This window comes from Nocardia amikacinitolerans (genome assembly GCF_900215415.1).
Classification (GTDB): domain Bacteria; phylum Actinomycetota; class Actinomycetes; order Mycobacteriales; family Mycobacteriaceae; genus Nocardia; species Nocardia amikacinitolerans.
The window spans coordinates 249,016-266,208 of record NZ_OBEG01000009.1; the positions used below are offsets into that span (position 1 = coordinate 249,016).

Consider the following 17,193-nt stretch of genomic DNA (forward strand, 5'->3'; position numbering starts at 1 on the left):
CGGAAGCACTTCGATTTCGGACGATACCCGCTGTCCGGGTCGGCGACGAGCGATCGACGCCGACGCGCGCGGCTCAGCGGGCGCGCGGATGGGCGGTCGCCCACACCTCGCGCAGCGTGTTCACGGTGACCAGCGTGTAGATCTGGGTGGTGGTGACCGAGGCGTGGCCGAGCAGTTCCTGCACCACGCGCACGTCGGCGCCGCCGTCGAGCAGGTGCGTCGCGAACGAGTGCCGCAAGGTGTGCGGCGAGACCGCCGCGCCGATTCCCGCGCGTTCGGCGGCGGTTTGCAGGACTTGCCAAGCACTCTGACGCGACAGCCGCCCGCCGCGCGCGTTCAGGAACAACGCGCCCGCGGCATTCTTGCCCGCGGCGGCCAGCGTCGGACGCCCGCGCACCAGATAGGCCTCCACCGCGGACAGCGCGGGTCGGCCGATCGGCACCATGCGTTGTTTGCCGCCCTTGCCGCGCAGGACGACGGCGCGGTCCTCGGTGTCGAGATCGTCGACGTCGAGGCCGACCATCTCGGAGATGCGCGCGCCTGTGGAGTAGAGCAGTTCCAGCAGGGCGCGGTCGCGCAACCCGCGCGGTCCGCCGTCGACCGAGTTCTCGGCCGCGATGGCGCCGCCCGCCGCCTCAAGCAGACGCAGCACCTTGTCGTAGGGCAGCGCTTTGGGCAGCCGCCTGCCCGGCGCGGGCGGCTTCACCGCGTGCGCGACGTCGGTCCTGGTGAGGCCCTCGGCCGCGGCGAAGCGGTGCAGTCCGCGCACCGCGATCAACGCGCGCGCCACCGAACTCGCGGCCAGCGGCGGATGCTGTTCACCGCCCGAGCGCAGGGCGACGGTGAAGTCGGCGACATCGGATTCCGCCACCCGATCCAATTCCGTGACACCGCGCCCGATCAGGAAATCGCGATAGCGCTCGAGATCGCGGCGATAGGCGCCGAGGGTGTTGCGCGCGGCTCCGCGCTCGACCGCGAGATGGTCGAGGTAGGAGTCGATCTCGCGCGCAACCACCCTGGAATACTGTCAGGTTTCCTGCGGTGGCGCCGCTTGACGCCGCAGCAGCGCGGTGGGTTGCCCCGGCCACGGCGCATCGGCGGGTCGCAGCGGCGTGTCGCCGGATCGCGCCGCGACGAGGGCGAGCACGCCCGCCACCGCGGTGGCGTTGGTGACCTCCCCGGCCAGCGCCGCGCGCACCGCCTCGGTGACCGGCATGCGGACCAATTCCAGGTCCGCCTCTTCGAACTCCGGGTCCGGCCGCTCGGTGTCGTACAGCCCGCTCGCCAGGTAGACCCGCAGCGCCTCGTCGGTGAAGCCCGGCGAGAGCGCCACGTCGACGAGCACCGCCCACTCCCGCGCGGCGAGCCCGGTCTCCTCGGCGAGCTCGCGCTTGGCGGCTTCGAGCGGATCCTCGCCGGGAATGTCGAGCAGTCCCGCGGGCAGCTCGAGCAGCCGGGTGCCGAGCGGGTGCCGGTACTGGCGGATCAGCACGATGTTGTCGTCGTCGTCGATCGCGGCCACCGCGACGGCGGCGTGGTGCTCGACGACCTCGCGTTCGACCACGTGCCCGCCGGGCATCGCCACCCGATCCTGGCGCAGCGCCAGGATCGCCCCGGTGTACAGCGTCTTGCTCGCGACGGTCTCGAATTCGTGACGGCCCGGCACATCTCCCCCTCTGTCGCTCATTCGATGCCTATTCCGCGTTCGCCAGTTCCTCGCCGGGGATGTCCACCGGAAGTCGTTCGGCCAGCTTGTATTTCAGCGCCGCCGCGATGAGCGCCGCGAACAGCGGGTGCGGGCGGGTCGGGCGGCTCTTGAGCTCCGGGTGCGCCTGGGTCGCGACGAAGAACGGGTGCACGTCGGCGGGCAGCTCGACGAACTCGACCAGGTGTCCGTCGGGCGAGGTGCCGCTGAACTTCAGACCGCTGGAGGCGACCTTGTCGCGGTAGGCGTTGTTCACCTCGTAGCGGTGCCGGTGCCGCTCGGACACGTGCTCGGCGCCGTAGGCCTGCGCGACGACCGAACCCTTGGTCAGGGTGGCCGGGTACGCGCCGAGGCGCATGGTGCCGCCGAGATCGGCCTCGCCCGCCACGGCCTGCTCCTGGTCGGCCATGGTGGAGATGACGGGATGCGGGGTGTCGGGCTCGAACTCGGCGGAGTTGGCCTCGGTCAGGCCGACCGAGCGGGCCGCCTCGATCACCACGCACTGCAGCCCGAGGCAGAGCCCGAGCAGCGGGATCTTCCTGGTCTTGGCGAAGCGGATGGCGCCGACCTTGCCCTCGATACCGCGGATGCCGAAGCCGCCGGGGATCAGCACCGCGTCCACGTCGCGCAGCGCGGCCGCCGCGCCGGACTCGGTCTCGCATTCGTCGGACGGCACCCAGCGGATCTTCACCTTGGCGCGCGAGGCGAATCCGCCGGCGCGCAGTGCCTCGGTCACCGACAGGTAGGCGTCGGGCAGGTCGACGTACTTGCCGACCAGCGCGACCTCGACCTCCTCGCGCGGCGAGTGCACGCGATCGAGCAGGTCGCCCCACACGGTCCAGTCCACGTCGCGGAACGGCAGACCGAGCCTGCGCACCACGTACGCGTCAAGGCCCTCGCGGTGCAGCACCTTCGGGATGTCGTAGATGGAGGGCGCGTCGGGGGTGGAGATGCAGGCGTCCACGTCGACGTCGCACATGAGCGCGATCTTGCTCTTGAGCGCCTGCGGCACCTCGCGGTCGCAGCGCAGGATCAGCGCGTCGGGCTGGATACCGATGTTGCGCAGCGCGGCCACCGAGTGCTGGGTCGGCTTGGTCTTCAGCTCACCCGAGGGCGCCAGGTACGGCACCAGCGAGACGTGCAGGAAGAAGACGTTGTCGCGGCCCACGTCGTGGCGGATCTGCCGGGCGGCCTCGAGGAAGGGCTGCGACTCGATGTCGCCGACGGTGCCGCCGATCTCGGTGATCACCACGTCGGGGGTCTGCCCCTGCAGATCGGGTCCGCTCATCGCGAGGATGCGGCTCTTGATCTCGTCGGTGATGTGCGGGATCACCTGCACCGTGTCGCCCAGGTACTCGCCGCGGCGCTCCTTGGCGATGACCGACGAATAGATTTGCCCCGTGGTCACATTCGCGTCGCGGGACAGGTCCCGGTCGAGGAACCGCTCGTAGTGGCCGACGTCGAGATCGGTCTCGGCGCCGTCCTCCGTCACGAACACCTCTCCGTGCTGGAACGGATTCATGGTGCCCGGATCGACGTTCAGATAGGGGTCGAGTTTCTGCATGGTGACGCGCAGACCGCGCGCCGTCAGCAGCTGACCGAGGCTGGAAGCGGTAAGGCCTTTACCCAATGAGGAGGCGACACCACCGCTGACGAAGATGTGTTTGGTAGCGGTTCGCGTCTGAATCCGTGTTTGACCCACGGGTCTTCACGGTAACACGTCCAGGCCCGGTGAAACGAACGCCACGCACGTTTGCTGACCGATCGCCAGAAGTCGGTCAGAGCGCCGGGTCTTCGACTGTGAGCGGGATCGCCCGGCGGCGGCCGCACCTACCGAGGGATAGCGGCGGTCCGCGGGCTCAGCCCGGCAGCGCGGCGAGGGTGAGCGAGGTCGCCTTCGCACCGGTGCCGTATCGCCCCGCGCCGCCGTGGAGCTGCTCGGTGAGCCCGAGGACGGCGGTAACCCTGCCGATCTCCCGATCCAGATTGTCGACGGTGGTCAGGGTGGTGGCCAGTGTCGCGTCGGACCTGGCGGACGCGATCGGGCCCGCGCCCTCCGCCGCGCCAGAACGGCCCGCGAGCACGACGCCCGCGCCGCGCCCGCGCAGTCCGCCCGCGAACCGGGCCAGATTCGAACCTTGGCTGTTCTCCTCGGCTTTCGCGCCGTTGCCGGTCACCACCACCGCGAGCTGCGCGGGCTGCACCGGGGTGTCGCCGTAGGCGAGGAAGCCGCCGCCGCGCAGGGTCTCCAGCACCAGGCTCAGCTCCTGCGGGGTGCTGCGCGGTTGCGCGTTGGCCGGATCGAGCAGCAGCACCAGACCGAGCAGATCGCCCGCCATGCTGCCCTGATCGACGCCGCCGGTGCGCAGCTGCGCGCCCGCCGGGATGACGTTGGTGATCGCGGTGCGCAGCCGGTCGCCCTCGGTCGCGTCGGTGAACGCGTTGGTCAGCGCGATCCGGCCTGCCACGGTCGCGCCCGCGGTCTCCACGCCCTTCGACACCGCCTCGACGTCGGCGGCGTCCGCGTCCGGAGTGGTGAAGACCACGGCCGAGCGGCCGCCGAGTACTCCGCCGAGAATGCGGTCGGCGGAGCCCGCGATGAATCGGTCGGCGGCGTCGAGCTGGTCGGTGAGATGGCGGTGCTGTGCGCCGAGCGCGTCGACCTGCTGACCCAGCTCGGTCTTGTCCGCGCGCAGTCCGGACAGCAGGTCGGCGGCGAGCGTCTGCGAGCCGAGCACCACGCCGATGGCGAGTGCGAGGAAGACGGCCACGAGCGATGTCGCGTGCTGGCGCAGTGAGATCATTACCGCCCCTGAGTGTTCGACAAGTCTTGTAGGAGGCCCTCGGCCCGGATCGTGAGGCGGTTCCAGGTGGCCACGCCCCAGTCGAGCAGTTCGCCGCCGGAGTTGGAGGCGAGCAGCACCACGATGACCGCGATCAGCGCGGCAAGCACCACCATCGCGATCGCCACGCCCGACACCCGGTTGCGGTACAGGGTGGCGACGGCCTTGGCGTCCATCAGCTTGGTGCCGAGCTTGAGTCTGGTCAGGAAGGTAGCCGGATTGCTGTCGCGGCGGCCGCGGTCGAAGAAGTCGTCCAGCGAGGCCGCCGCGCCGACGGTCACGATCAGCGCGGCGCCGTGGTGATGGGCCAGCAGCAGCGCGAGGTCGGCGGGCGAGCCGGAGGACGGGAAGGTGGTCGCGCCGATACCCAGATCCTGGATGCGTTCCAGACCCTTGGCGTGTCCGTCGGTGTCCGCGGGCAGGATGACCTCCGCGCCGCACTTCATGGTCGCCGAGGTGATCTCCTCCGGATCGCCGACGATGAGATCGGGCTTGTATCCCTGCTTCATCAGGGTGTCCGCGCCGCGGCCGACGCCGACCATGATCGGCGCGTACTCCTTGACGAACGGCTTGAGCCGCTTCAGGTCGTCGACGTGGTCGGGGCCGTCGGCCACCACGACCACGTGTCTGCGCTTCATGTCGAGATCCAGCTCCGGAACCCCGATGCCGTCGATGAGCAGCGCGCTCTCGGTGCGGACGAACTCGATGGTGTTGCCCGCGAAGGCCTCGAGGTGATCGGCCAGGCCGTTGCGCGCCTCGATCATCCGCTCCGCGACCGCGGCCTCGGTGAGCTCGATGGCCTCGACCAGGACCTCCGGCTCCTTCTTGGTCAGCTTGTCCGCGTAGACGACGCCACCGTCGATGCGGACCCGGCTGCCGTCCTTGATCTTGGTGAAGGCGTCGGAGCTGACGGTGTCCAGCAGCGGAATGCCGTTGGCCACCAATACTTCCGGACCGAGGTTGGGATAGCGGCCGGAGATCGAGGGCGAGGTGTTGATCACCGCGGCCACCCCCGCTTGCACCAGCCGATCGGCGGTGATCCGATCCAGGTCCATCTCGTCGAGTACGACAACATCGCCGGGACCGACCCGCCGCAGCAGGCGCCGGGTGTTGCGATCCACCCGGGCCGTCCCGGTCAGACCGGGCAGCGTTTCGGTGTTCTTCGACAACAACGCCAGCATCCTCATGGCCCGATGATGGCCGCAAACCCTCAACCACTGGTGGAGGCGCGCCGGAACCACCCGCCCCATTCGTCACAGTGATACAAGCCAGTCCCATAATCGAACCGACCGGACCGTTGTCTTCACGCTCGCGGGCGTCTCGGACAGCGGGGCCGCTCCAAGGCATGATTCGCGAGTAGGCGCGATTCCTTTCGTCCAAGCCGGGCCGCGCCGGCCGGATCTACCGTTCTCGGTATGGCTGATTCAGGGATCGTCGCGGAGCATCTGCTTCGGCGGTATGACGAGTGGTTGGCGGCGCTGGTGGCCAACGACGCCGAGCGTATCGCCGAATTCGTCTCCGACGACTGGGTTTTCGTATCAGCAAGCGGAGTGTTCGAGGGGTCCGGATTCCTGGAGCTGGTGCGCGAAGGAACACTGAGCCATTCGATGATGGAGAGGGTCGGCGAACCTCGGATTCGGGTCTACGGGGAGGCCGCGACGCTGACTGTGCGGGTACGTAACACGGCGCACTACGAGGGCAAGCGCGTCGACGCCGACGAATGGACCACCGATGTGTTCGCGCGCCGCGACGGCCGCTGGCTGTGCGTGCTCACCCAACTCACCGACGCCGCCGGATGAGGCTTCGAAGGGTCGGCGGGGCAGCGCCTTCGGCGGCACTGGACAGCTACCTTTCCGAGACCGACGCCTATATCGCCAATGACTGAGGTCGATGCGGTAGTTCCGTGTCATCGTCACCACCATTCGAGGGACTCGGCTACATTGGAGCGACTTCTCACTGCCGAGCACGTTCGCGGTGTAGCCGCGGGGGCGGCGACGGCACGGCAGGCACCCGGGCAGAGAGGATCGACCGATGGCCACCGAATCCCGTTCGTTCTTGTCGCGGATCTCGCCCACGCAGTGGGCGGCACTGGCTTTGACGGTGCTCGCGGTGGTGTTCGTCTTCGAGAACCGCACCAAGGTGACGATCGAATTCCTGCTGATCAGCGTGCAGTCGCCGATGTGGCTGATCCTGCTCGTCATGTTCGCCGTCGGCTGGATCGCCGGCGTGCTGACCATGCGCAAGCGGCGCTAGCTCAGGCGCTCGGTTCCAGCACAATCTTCACCGCACCGTCGGACTTCTGCTGGAACATCGCGTAGGCCTCGGGCGCGGCGGACAGCGGAAGACGGTGCGTGGCAAAGGATTCCACGCCGAGCGGATCGCCGTCCACCAGCAGCGGCATGATGTCGTCGACCCAGCGGGTGACGTTGGCCTGGCCCATCCGCAGCTGGATCTGCTTGTCGAAGAGCACCCGCATCGGTATCGGATCGACCATCCCGCCGTACACGCCGACCAGCGAGATCGTCCCGCCCCTGCGCACGATGTCGATCGCCGAGTGCAGCGCGGCGAGACGATCGATGCCCGCGTTGTCCATCAGCTTTTGCGCCACGGCGTCCGGCAGGTAGGCCGCGGAGCGCTGGGCGATCGAGGCGAACGGCGAGCCGTGCGCCTCCATTCCGACAGCGTCGATCACCGCGTCGGTGCCTCGGCCCTCGGTCAGTGCCCTGATCACATCGCCGAGCGGCTGACCGACCGCCTCGAAGTCGAGCACCTCGATACCGCGCGCGGCGACCCGCGCCAAGCGCTCGGGCACGCGATCGACGCCGATCACGCGGTAACCGTGCTGCGCGGCGACCCGGCACGCCATATCACCGATCGGGCCGAGGCCGAGCACGGTGACCGAACCCCCGTCCGGCACCCCGGCGTACTCGACGGCCTGCCACGCCGTGGGCAGCACGTCGGAAAGGTAGAGGAAGCGGTCGTCACCGGGACCTTCGGGCACCTTGATGTGCGTGTGGTCGGCGTACGGCACACGCAGATACTCGGCCTGCCCGCCCGGCACCTGGCCGTAGAGCTTGGAATAGCCGAACAATGCGGCGCCGCTGCCGTAGTCGCGGACCTGCGTGGTCTCGCACTGGGTCGGCAGACCCGCCGCGCACATCACGCAGCGACCGCAGCTGATCTGGAAGGGCACCACCACCCGGTCGCCCCTGGACAGAGCGGTCACCTCCGAGCCGACCTCCTCGACGATGCCCATCGGCTCGTGCCCGAGCACGTCGCCTTCGCTCATGTACGCGCCGAGCACTTCGTAGAGGTGCAGATCGGAACCGCAGATGCCCGAGGACGTCACCCGCACGATCGCGTCCGTGGGCGATTCGATGCGCGGATCCGGCACGGAATCGACCGATATCTTGCGCCTGCCCTGCCACGTCACGGCCTTCATGCGGTCTCCTCGCCGAGTGTTCGAATACCGGCGGCCCTGACGCGCCGTCGGACCAAGTCTTTGTCGAGGCCGGGAGCGCGCTCCGGCCTGCCTATCTCGAAATCAGGCGCTCCGACGCGAGTGCTGTCGCAGACGGCCCGCCTTGGTCTTCGAACGACCGAGCCGGGCCGCCTACCGAAACTCCTCGGCGGCCGGACCGCGTCAGTCGGCGTCGTCGAGCGAGGTCACGCCCGTGACGACGGTGATGGCGAACGACTGGGTGTTGAGGCATCCCGCGGTCACCGTGCTGCCCGCGGCGAACCCGCCGCGGCTCTCTCCGGCGCGCGCCATGTCGAAGCGGCTCCCCGCCTCCTCGGCCGAGCCGACGAGCACGCATGTCCACTGCTCACCCGCCGGGTTGCTGCCGACCGCGATGCTGCCTTCCTCCGCGGTGTCGGCGGTGAGCGTCGGGGCCGCGGCGGCGAGCCCGCCGCCGAGCACGACCGCCGAGGCGGCGGCCGCGGTGATGAACGCCAAGCGAAGACCCGTTCGGAACATCGTCGTCCTCCTGAAGTTCGTCTGTCGATGTACCCGCAGTTGCCCGTCAGCGCGCGCCGAAACCGAATCGACGGAATGTGACCGCGCCTACACGGCACCCCGGGGCGTGACGTGGTACCTATACACTTCCGTCACAGACAGCTCGAAGAGGAGACACGCATGGCCACCAGCACCGTCGACGCCGTAATCCCCGCCCCGCGCGAGGCCGTCTACAAGTTCTTCGCCGAACGGGACGGCATCAACGGCCACCTCCCCGGCGTGCAGTTCACCCTGAAGAAGCCGGGTTCTCCGACGCCCTCCGGCGTGGGCGCTCAGTACGTGGTAGGCCGCGGCAGCCTCGGCTTCATCGAGGAGACCACCAAGCTGGTGCCCGGCGAGCGGATGGAATACAAGATCGTCAAGGGCGTCCCGGTGAAGCGCCACGTCGGCATCGTGACCTTCGCCGACGCCGACGGCGGCACCCGGGTGACGTACACGATGGAATCGGAACCGAGCCTTCCGGTGCCCGCCAAGGCGGTCGAGGCCGGCCTGCGGGTCCTGATCAACCAGTTCATCAAGGGCGCGCAGAAGGCGTTCCGCTGAGGCGTACGTGACGAGGCCCTCGCTCCGAAGCGATTCGGGGCGAGGGCCTTTCGCGTTTTCGAGAACTCAGGCGGTGGCGCGCTCCGCGCGGGCGGTCTCCAAGAGTTCCTCGGCGTGCGCGCGACCGGTCTCGGTGTCGTCCAGACCGGCGAGCATGCGGGCCAGCTCGATGACGCGCTCGTCCTTGGTGAGCGCACGAACACCGCTGTTGACCTTGCCCTTGCCGTCGTCGGACTTGTCCACCACCAGATGCGTGTCGGCGAACGCCGCGACCTGGGGCAGGTGGGTCACCACGATGACCTGGTGGGTGCGCGCGAGCCTGGCCAGCCTGCGGCCGATCTCCACCGCGGCCCGGCCGCCGACACCGGCGTCGACCTCGTCGAACACCATCGTCGCGCCGTGATCGGAACTGGCGAGCACCACCTCGAGCGCGAGCATCACCCGCGACAGCTCGCCACCGGATGCGCTCTTGCTCAGCGGCAGCGACTGCGCGCCCGAATGCGCGGAGAGCCGGAACTCGACCTCGTCCACACCGGACGAACCCGCGTGCAGTTCGGCGCCGTCGACGGTCAGCGGCGCGGAATCCTGAGCCCCCGCGGGCACCGGGCGCACCTCGACCTCCAGCCGCGCCTTCCCCATCGCCAGACCGCCGAGCTCGGCGCTGACCGCCGCCGCGAGCTTGCCCGCCGCCTTGGTACGGGCCGCGGTGAGCTTGCGAGCCGCCGCGCGCACGCGTTCGGCGGCGATGTCGACCTCCGCGGCCAGCTTGGTGAGCGCCTCCTCGGAGACGTCCAGCGAGTCCAGCCGGGCGCGCGCCTCGTCGGCCCACCCGATGACACCGTCGATGTCGGGCGCGTACTTACGTGTCAGGCTCTTGAGTTCGGCCTGCCTGGTCAGCAGCGAATCGAGCGCGCCGGGATCCGACGGCAGATCGGAGAGGTAGCCGCTGAGCTCGGTGGTCAGGTCGACGACCACCGCGATGGCCTCACCGAGCCGGGGCGCGAGCGCGGACAGCGCCGGGTCGTCGGCCGATTCCAGCCGCGAGCGCGCGGCGCCGAGCAATTCCAGTGCGCCGGAACCGTCTTCGGGCGCGTCGGCCGGACCGGCCAGCGCGTCGTGCGCGGTCGCCGCGGCCTCGCGCAGCGAATCCAGGTCGCTGAGCCTGCGCACCTCGCCGACGATCCGCGCGTCCTCGCCGGGTTCCGGTGCGATGGCGTCGATCTCGGCGAGCGAGTGCTTGAGCCGATCGGCCTCCAGCGCCAATTCCCTGCTGCGCGCGGTGCGTTCGAGCAGTTCGTTGCGTGCGTCCAGCCAGGAGCGGCGGTGCACCTGATACTTACGCAGCAGCGGGCCGACGGTCTCGGACGCGAACTGGTCGAGCGCGTTGAGCTGCTGTTCCGGGCGTTGCAGGCGCAGCTGGTCGTTCTGGCCGTGCACGGTCAACAGCGGCGCGGTGAAATCGGCGAGCACCGAGGCGGGCACGCCGCGCCCGCCGAGGTGCGCGCGGGAGCGTCCGTCGCTGCCGACCGTGCGGATCGCGATGATGCTGCCGTCGTCGTCGGCCTCGGCCGCCGCCGACTCCAGCACCTGTCCGACCTCGATGCGGGCGGCCTCGTTCACGTCCTCGACGGTGAACCGGCCCTCCACCACCGCGCGCGCCGCGCCGAGCCGCACCCGGCCCGCGTCGGCGCGGGCCCCGCTCAGCAGGTGCAGGCTGGTCACCACCATGGTCTTGCCCGCGCCGGTCTCACCGGTCAGGACGGTGAGACCCTCGTGGAACTGCGCCGTGGCGGTGGATATGACGCCGAGGCTGTCAATCCTGATCTCTGTCAGCACGTGTGCTCTCCGTTCGCCGTCGGCCTCGCCAGCCGGTCACAGGCAACTGGAACTTGCGCACCATCCGGTCCGCGAACGGCGCGGAGTCCAACCGCACCCAGCGCACCGGCTCGGCGCCGCGGACGGCCTCGACGCGGCCGCCCTTCGGCAGCGCCATGGTGCGCCTGCCGTCCAGGAAAACTATCGCATCGTGGCCCGTGGCAACGGATTCCACCGCGATCCTGGACTCCGGGCTGGTCACCAGCGGCCGCGCGAACAGCGCGTGCGCGTTGCTCGGGATCACCAGCAGCGCCTCCAGCTCCGGCCACACCACCGGCCCGCCCGCCGAGAAAGCGTAGGCCGTGGAACCGGTCGGCGTGGAGAGCAGGATGCCGTCGCAGCCGAACGCCGAGACGGGACGCCCGTCGACCTCGAGCACCACCTCCAACACGCCCATCCGCGAAGCGTTCTCGATGCTGGCCTCGTTCAACGCCCAGCCGGTCTCCACCACCTCGTCGTCCACCCGGACCGACAGGTCGATCGTCATCCGGTGTTCGATGCGGTAGTCGCCGCGCACCACCTGACCCAATGCCTCGTCCAGGTGCTCGGCCTCGGCCTCGGTGAGAAAACCGATGCGGCCCAGGTTGATTCCCAGCACCGGCACCGCCGCGGGACGCGCCAGTTCGGCGGCGCGCAGGAACGTGCCGTCACCGCCGAGCACAAGCACCATCTCGCAGCCGACCGCGGCGTCGGGGCCGTGCTCGACCACCCGCACCGGATAGCCGCCCGGGGCCGCGAGGGCCACCGCGTCCGGCCCGGCCTCGACGTCGAAGCGGGTGCTGTCGGCCTCGTCGTCCAGAACCCGCAGCCCGATTCCCGCCTCGGTGAAGATCTTCGCCACCCGGTGGGCGGTCTCGATGATCTCGGCCCGGCCCGGATGCGAGACGAGCAGGATCTCCCGGCCGCCGGATACCGGCGCCACCGCGTTCACTGTGGACCCTCCTCAACCGCACGCTCGACGAGAGCAGCGACCTGTTCCGCGTCGTATTCGAACTGCCCGTCCTTGCGCAGCCACAGAAAGTATTCGACATTGCCCGACGGACCCGGCAGCGGGCTGGCCACCGCGCCGAGCGTGCGCAGCCCGTGCTCGGCGGCCGCCGCGGCGACCGTCCGCACGGCCTCCGCGCGCAACGCCGGATCACGCACCACACCGCCGGAGCCGACCCGTTCCTTGCCCACCTCGAACTGCGGTTTCACCATGGGCAGCAGGTCGGCGCCATCGGCGGCGCAGGCGGCGAGTGCGGGAAGCACCAAGCCGAGCGAGATGAAGGACAGGTCACCGACGACGAGTTCGACCGTGCCGTCGATGAGTTCGGGTGTCAGGTTGCGGACGTTGGTGCGGTCGTACACGCGCACCCGGTCGTCGTTCTGCAACCGCCAGATCAGCTGGCCGTACCCGACGTCGACGGCCACCACCTCGCGCGCGCCCCTGCTGAGCAGCACGTCGGTGAACCCGCCGGTGGACGCGCCCGCGTCGAGACAGCGCTTGCCAGCGACACGCACGCCCTCGGCCTCGAAACGCTCCAGCGCGCCGAGGAGTTTGTGCGCGCCGCGCGAGGCCCACTGCACCTCGTCGGGTTCCTCCCGCACCAGCAGCGGGGTGCCCGCCTCCACCGCGGTCGCCGGTTTCGTGGCGACCGATCCAGCAATCAGGACCCGACCCGCGCCGATCAGCTCGACCGCGTGCTCCCGCGATCGCGCCAACCCGCGGCGAACGAGTTCGGCGTCCACTCGTGCCCGCCTGGCCACCTCAGATCTTGTCCACCGTAGCCAGGGCCTGGACCAGCACGTCGTGTGCCTGCTCCAGGATGCGAGCGCGCCGGGTGATGTCGACGCCGGATTCCGCGCTCTCCGCTGCCGCCCCGAAGGCAGCGCCGCGCGCGTCGAGCTCGGCGAGCAGGCTGTCGATCTCGCTGCGGATCCGGTCCGGGTCGGCGGGCTCCGGGCGGCCCTGCGCGCCGGGCAGATGCCTGCCGGGCAGCGGGATGCCGGGGCGGGGCGCGTTCGGTCCGGGACCGGGCACGCCGGGTCCCTGCGGGCGGGGCGTCGGAGTAGTCATCGTGCTGCCAACGCTATCGGATTTCCGAACCGGACGCGCGCACCGTCACCGCCCGACCGGGGTTGCGACGGAGCCGCTCGGACAGGTCGTCGGTCGAGTCGTCGTCGACCGGCGGATGGTTCAGCGCGTCCAGCGAATCCGCGACGTAGGTGGGGATGCGCGCCTCGGGTGCGGTGCGCAGCTCGTCCAGGGTGCTCACGCCGGTCAGCACGAGCAGCGATTCGAGTCCGACGCGCTGCGCACCCTCGATGTCGGTGTCCATCCGGTCGCCGACGACCAGCGCGCTGCGGGTTCCCGCGCGCACCAGCGCGTCCTCCAGCAGCGGCGCGTACGGTTTGCCCGCGACGATCGGCTCGCGGTCCGACGCGGCGCGCAGCGCGGCGACCATCGCGCCGTTGCCCGGTGCGAGACCGCGCTCGTTCGGCAGTGTCTTGTCGGTGTTGGCCGCCACCCAGAGCGCGTCGGCGCGCAGCGCGTAGGCGGCCTCGGCCAGATCCGGCCAAGCCGTCTGCGGGGAATGCCCCTGCACCACGGCGGCGGGCACGGTACCGTCGAACCGGCGGATGCCGCGCAGGCCGACCGCGTCGACTTCGGCGACCAGATCATCGGTGCCGACGACGAGCACTTCGGCGCCGGGGCGCAGGCGTTCGGCCAGCAGCCGCGCGGCCGCCTGGGCGCTGGTCACCACGTCCTCGGCGGTCGCGGGGAAGCCCAGGTCCGCCAGATGCTCGGCCACCACCTCCGGGCCGCGGCTGGCGTTGTTGGTCACGTACACGAGCCGCTGCTCCGACTCGCCGTTGCCCGCCAACGCTTCCGGCGCACCCTCGATCACCGCGGGACCGCGGTACAGCGTGCCGTCCAGGTCCAGCAGCAGGGCTTCGTAGCGATCTCGTAGCCGCTTCACACCACTCTCACTTCGTGTCACCCTCCGGCGCCGTACCGAATTCCGTGCGAGCCCAGCAGTAGTCGGGTCGCGGCGCTCTCACGGCCCGATCTCCGCGGCCGAGTCGCCGTGCACGCCCGCCGATCCGAGCCGCCTCGACAACACGCCGAGACCTAAGACCCTACGTCAGGCGGCCGACAGGTACGGCATCGCGTTGCCGACTCCACAGCCACGCGCGGTGGCCTCGTCGCTCGGTAGAACCCCGGTTCCGGCCGTCTACCCGAGCCCGAAACCCGTTCCGCGCCCACGCTTCACAGTCGGTTACGAATGCTGACGCGGGGTGCTGAAGGGAGGCCCCGGCGATCTCGCACACGATCGCGCCGCCGCTTCAGGGACAACGAGCAGACCGCTGCTCATCAGCGCAACCTCGGACCGACACCGGCCGACAGCTCACAGCGGCGGCCGAGCGTCTCAGGGGCCGGTGCGCCCTGTTCGTTCGTGACCGACGCGCGGTGTAGACCTCGAGTAACGCAGTTCGATCCCCCTCAGGCGCGCCCGGACGGATACCTCACAGCGACATCCGAGTGTCTCAGCGGCGGGCGCGTCCAACACTCACGACGTCCGCAGGGTCTGACCAACCACTGCATTCACCGAATCAGGCACGAGATGCGAGCCCGGATCGCCGGCGTCGACGGTTCGTCGTCGCGAATGCGGGACCGCCTCCGACCTCGACGACGACCTGGGACTTCCATCCACCAACACTCGTGCCTACCTGCGCGGCGAGGCCTTCGCTGATTCGGCGATCGAACAATCGCAGAGTCGGGTCGGTGAGACAGCCCGGCGATCGCCGGGCTCGACTCGAACTACAGGTCGGTGTCGCCGGTCAGTTCGTCGGCGCGTTCCTCGGCGTCGGTGTCGCCGTCGAGGTCGGCGGAGGCCGCGTTGAGGAACCAGGTCAGGCCCTCGTCGGTGCGGCCCGCGGCGACCAGGGCGTCAGCGTAGGCGTAGAAGAGGCGCGCCGCGGCGGAACCGGTGCGCTCCGGGTCGAGGTCGGACGTTTGCAGCGTCACCACGGCTTGGTCGTACTGACCGAGATCCATGCGCGCGCCAGCCACGACGATGCGCAGCTCGGTGGCCTCGTCACCGCTCAGCGCGCGAGCCTCCTCGCTACGACCCAGCTCGATCGCGCGCTCGGGACGACCGAGACCGCGCTCGCAGTCGGCCATCACGGCGAGCAGACCGGAACCGCCGGACATGCGCCGCGCGGTGCGCAGCTCGGACAGCGCCTCCGCCCACTCACCCGCGTGGTACGCGACGACGCCGGCGGTCTCGCGCACGACCGCGATCCGGCCCGCGCGCTGTCTGGCCGCGCGTGCGTGCGCGAGCGCGAGGCGCGGATCGTCCTCGACGAGGCGGACCGCCATCACCAGGTGCCGCGCCACGGTCTCGGCGTTGCCCTTGTCCAGGCTCAGCAGATCGCGACGGATGGCGGTGTCGAGATCGGACGCCTGCACGTCTTCAGGGAGATCCGGTTCCTCGGGACGCGGCGGGCGCCGGTCCATGGACCGGCCGCCGCCGGCGCGAGCGCCCTCACCGCCGCGTCGACGATCCTGCTGTCCGCGGTCGTAGTCCCCCGATTCGCTCCGGCGCTTGAAGCCGCCGCGTTCGCCGCTCTCGCCGCGATCGAAACCGCGATCCTCGGCGTCCCCGCGTCCGCCTTCGCGCCGCGCGTAATCGGGACGGTCACCACGCCGCTGGAAGCCACCGCGCTCACCGGAGTCACCGCGACGCTCGTATCCGCCACGCTCACTTTCGCCGCGCCCGGAGAAGCCGCGCCGCTCGCTGGAATCCCCGCCGCGATCGAAACCACCACGTTCGCCGCGCGGCTTGAAGCCTCTGTCATCGGAGTCACGCCGCGGCTTGAAGCCACCGCGCTCACCGGAATCGCCGCGCCGCTCGTACCCACCGCGCTCACCCGAGCCGCCGCGGTTGAACCCGCCGCGATCCTCGGAGCTACCGCGCTGGTATCCACCACGCTCGGAACTGCCACGATCGAAACCACCGCGCTCGCCGCCACCGCCGCGGCTGAATCCACCGCGCTCGCCCGAGCCACCGCGGCCGAAACCGCCGCGATCCTCGGAACCGCCACGCTGGTATCCACCACGCTCGGAACCGCCGCGCTCACCGGAATCGCCACGGTTGAACTTGCCGCGCTCGCCCGAGCCACCACGGTTGAAACCGCCGCGTTCACCGGATCCGCCACGACGGTCGAAACCGCCACGCTCCCCTGAACCGCCACGCTGGAATCCACCGCGCTCGCCCGAGCCGCCGCGGCCATAGCCGCCGCGATCCTCGGAACCGCCGCGTGGCTTGAAACCTTTGTCATCGGAGTCGCGGCGCGGTTTGAAACCGCCGCGTTCGCTCGATTCGCCCCGACGCTGGAAACCACCGCGCTCTTCGGAAGAACCGCGCGAACCGTAACCGCCGCGCTCGCCGGAGCCTTCACCTCGCCGGAAACCGCCGCGACCTTCTGAGCCCTCGTGTCGTCCGGCACCACCACGGCCGCCGGAGTCCTCGCGGCGCTGGAAGCCGCCGCGTCCACCGGACTCACCGCGTTCACCGGACCCGCCCTTGCGGTCGAACCCGCCGCGCGACGATCCGTAGGAGCCACCCGTGCCGCGGGACGGCCGGTCAGAACCGGCGTCGCGCTGACCGGAGGCGGAAGCGCTACGTCGGAATGGCTTCCGACCGTCGTTGTCTTCGGACACGGTGATCCCTCTCTAGGTTCCGCTGAGGTTGTTCAGGGCCCCATCAAATTGAATCACGTGCCGTCGGCGGGGCTCGGACTCGACGGCGCCAGGGGCGCGAAAGCACCCCAAACGACGATAGGGGACCCAGAATTGGGTCCCCTATCGTGAAAGGATGTTCCGGCGGTGTCCTACTCTCCCACACCCTGTCGAGTGCAGTACCATCGGCGCAGGTGGCCTTAGCTTCCGGGTTCGGAATGGGACCGGGCGTTTCCCCACCGCTATAGCCGCCGTAACTCTATGAAACTATCCACACACCGCGTACCCACGTCGGGTGATTCGAGGGCCATACCCTCGAGCTCCCGACAAAGGGAAGATTCCGAGGGCGAACCCTCGAATTCTCGACCGAATCACAACAACCGTGGGCTGTTGTGGTTCGATCACTCGGTGTCTGTGTGTTGTTTCAGATACCGCACAGTGGACGCGTAGCTTCTTCGTTGGTAAGTCCTCGGCCGATTAG

At 69.9% G+C, this 17,193-nt stretch carries 15 protein-coding genes, 1 rRNA gene and 1 pseudogene; 3 read left to right on the forward strand and 14 right to left on the reverse strand.

Annotated features, from left to right (window positions below; genetic code table 11):
* Window positions 1–73 precede the first annotated feature (73 nt).
* From xerD to steA, 5 genes are all read right to left on the reverse strand, one after another.
* On the reverse strand, window positions 74–1,015 hold the full coding sequence (gene xerD / locus CRP45_RS31835) for a site-specific tyrosine recombinase XerD (protein WP_097248317.1): 942 nt from the start codon (window positions 1,013–1,015) through the stop codon (window positions 74–76).
* A gap of 12 nt (window positions 1,016–1,027) precedes the next feature.
* Window positions 1,028–1,687 (reverse strand): NUDIX domain-containing protein, encoded by a 660-nt coding sequence (locus CRP45_RS31840; protein ID WP_097248318.1) that lies wholly within the window; start codon window positions 1,685–1,687, stop codon window positions 1,028–1,030.
* Window positions 1,688–1,694: 7 nt separating this feature from the next.
* Window positions 1,695–3,407 (reverse strand): CTP synthase, encoded by a 1,713-nt coding sequence (locus CRP45_RS31845; RefSeq protein WP_097248319.1) that lies wholly within the window; start codon window positions 3,405–3,407, stop codon window positions 1,695–1,697.
* A 157-nt stretch (window positions 3,408–3,564) separates the two neighbouring features.
* A complete protein-coding gene (locus CRP45_RS31850; RefSeq protein WP_097248320.1) occupies window positions 3,565–4,509 on the reverse strand; it encodes a copper transporter in 945 nt (314 codons plus the stop codon).
* A complete protein-coding gene (steA, locus tag CRP45_RS31855; RefSeq protein WP_067788247.1) occupies window positions 4,509–5,735 on the reverse strand; it encodes a putative cytokinetic ring protein SteA in 1,227 nt (408 codons plus the stop codon). Before steA ends, CRP45_RS31850 begins: the two co-directional genes overlap by 1 nt.
* 228 nt (window positions 5,736–5,963) lie before the next feature.
* Here steA and CRP45_RS31860 point away from each other — a divergent pair, with 228 nt between their 5' ends.
* Together CRP45_RS31860 and CRP45_RS31865 are read left to right on the forward strand one after the other, a co-directional pair.
* Window positions 5,964–6,347, forward strand: coding sequence for a nuclear transport factor 2 family protein (locus tag CRP45_RS31860; RefSeq protein ID WP_097248321.1), 384 nt, complete (start codon window positions 5,964–5,966; stop codon window positions 6,345–6,347).
* 232 nt (window positions 6,348–6,579) lie between these two features.
* Window positions 6,580–6,801 (forward strand): lipopolysaccharide assembly protein LapA domain-containing protein, encoded by a 222-nt coding sequence (locus CRP45_RS31865; protein WP_067788250.1) that lies wholly within the window; start codon window positions 6,580–6,582, stop codon window positions 6,799–6,801.
* A 1-nt stretch (window position 6,802) separates the two neighbouring features.
* Here CRP45_RS31865 and CRP45_RS31870 read toward each other — a convergent pair whose 3' ends face one another.
* Together CRP45_RS31870 and CRP45_RS31875 are read right to left on the reverse strand one after the other, a co-directional pair.
* Window positions 6,803–7,990, reverse strand: a complete 1,188-nt coding sequence (locus tag CRP45_RS31870; RefSeq protein WP_067788251.1) for a zinc-dependent alcohol dehydrogenase — start codon at window positions 7,988–7,990, stop codon at window positions 6,803–6,805.
* A gap of 201 nt (window positions 7,991–8,191) precedes the next feature.
* Window positions 8,192–8,527 carry a hypothetical protein gene (locus tag CRP45_RS31875; protein WP_067788253.1) on the reverse strand — a complete coding sequence of 112 codons (336 nt, stop codon included), beginning with the start codon at window positions 8,525–8,527 and terminating at the stop codon, window positions 8,192–8,194.
* 159 nt (window positions 8,528–8,686) lie between these two features.
* Between CRP45_RS31875 and CRP45_RS31880 the strand changes: the two genes are divergently transcribed.
* Entirely contained in the window at window positions 8,687–9,109 is a 423-nt protein-coding gene (locus CRP45_RS31880; RefSeq protein WP_097248322.1) for an SRPBCC family protein, read from the forward strand.
* Between the two features lie 66 nt (window positions 9,110–9,175).
* Here CRP45_RS31880 and recN read toward each other — a convergent pair whose 3' ends face one another.
* From recN to rrf, 7 genes and pseudogenes are all read right to left on the reverse strand, one after another.
* Entirely contained in the window at window positions 9,176–10,945 is a 1,770-nt protein-coding gene (recN, locus tag CRP45_RS31885; RefSeq protein ID WP_097248323.1) for a DNA repair protein RecN, read from the reverse strand.
* Window positions 10,923–11,915, reverse strand: coding sequence for an NAD kinase (locus tag CRP45_RS31890; RefSeq protein WP_097248324.1), 993 nt, complete (start codon window positions 11,913–11,915; stop codon window positions 10,923–10,925). Before CRP45_RS31890 ends, recN begins: the two co-directional genes overlap by 23 nt.
* Window positions 11,912–12,733 carry a TlyA family RNA methyltransferase gene (locus CRP45_RS31895; protein ID WP_067788262.1) on the reverse strand — a complete coding sequence of 274 codons (822 nt, stop codon included), beginning with the start codon at window positions 12,731–12,733 and terminating at the stop codon, window positions 11,912–11,914. Before CRP45_RS31895 ends, CRP45_RS31890 begins: the two co-directional genes overlap by 4 nt.
* A 1-nt stretch (window position 12,734) precedes the next feature.
* Window positions 12,735–13,043: a hypothetical protein gene (locus CRP45_RS31900; RefSeq protein WP_084483179.1), complete on the reverse strand. Its 309-nt coding sequence runs from the start codon at window positions 13,041–13,043 to the stop codon at window positions 12,735–12,737.
* Between the two features lie 13 nt (window positions 13,044–13,056).
* A complete protein-coding gene (locus tag CRP45_RS31905; protein ID WP_097248325.1) occupies window positions 13,057–13,947 on the reverse strand; it encodes an HAD-IIA family hydrolase in 891 nt (296 codons plus the stop codon).
* An 842-nt stretch (window positions 13,948–14,789) separates the two neighbouring features.
* Window positions 14,790–15,959, reverse strand: a pseudogene (locus CRP45_RS35370) (tetratricopeptide repeat protein); the annotation flags it as partial.
* An 892-nt stretch (window positions 15,960–16,851) separates the two neighbouring features.
* A 5S ribosomal RNA gene (gene rrf, locus CRP45_RS31915) occupies window positions 16,852–16,968 on the reverse strand.
* Window positions 16,969–17,193: the final 225 nt, after the last annotated feature.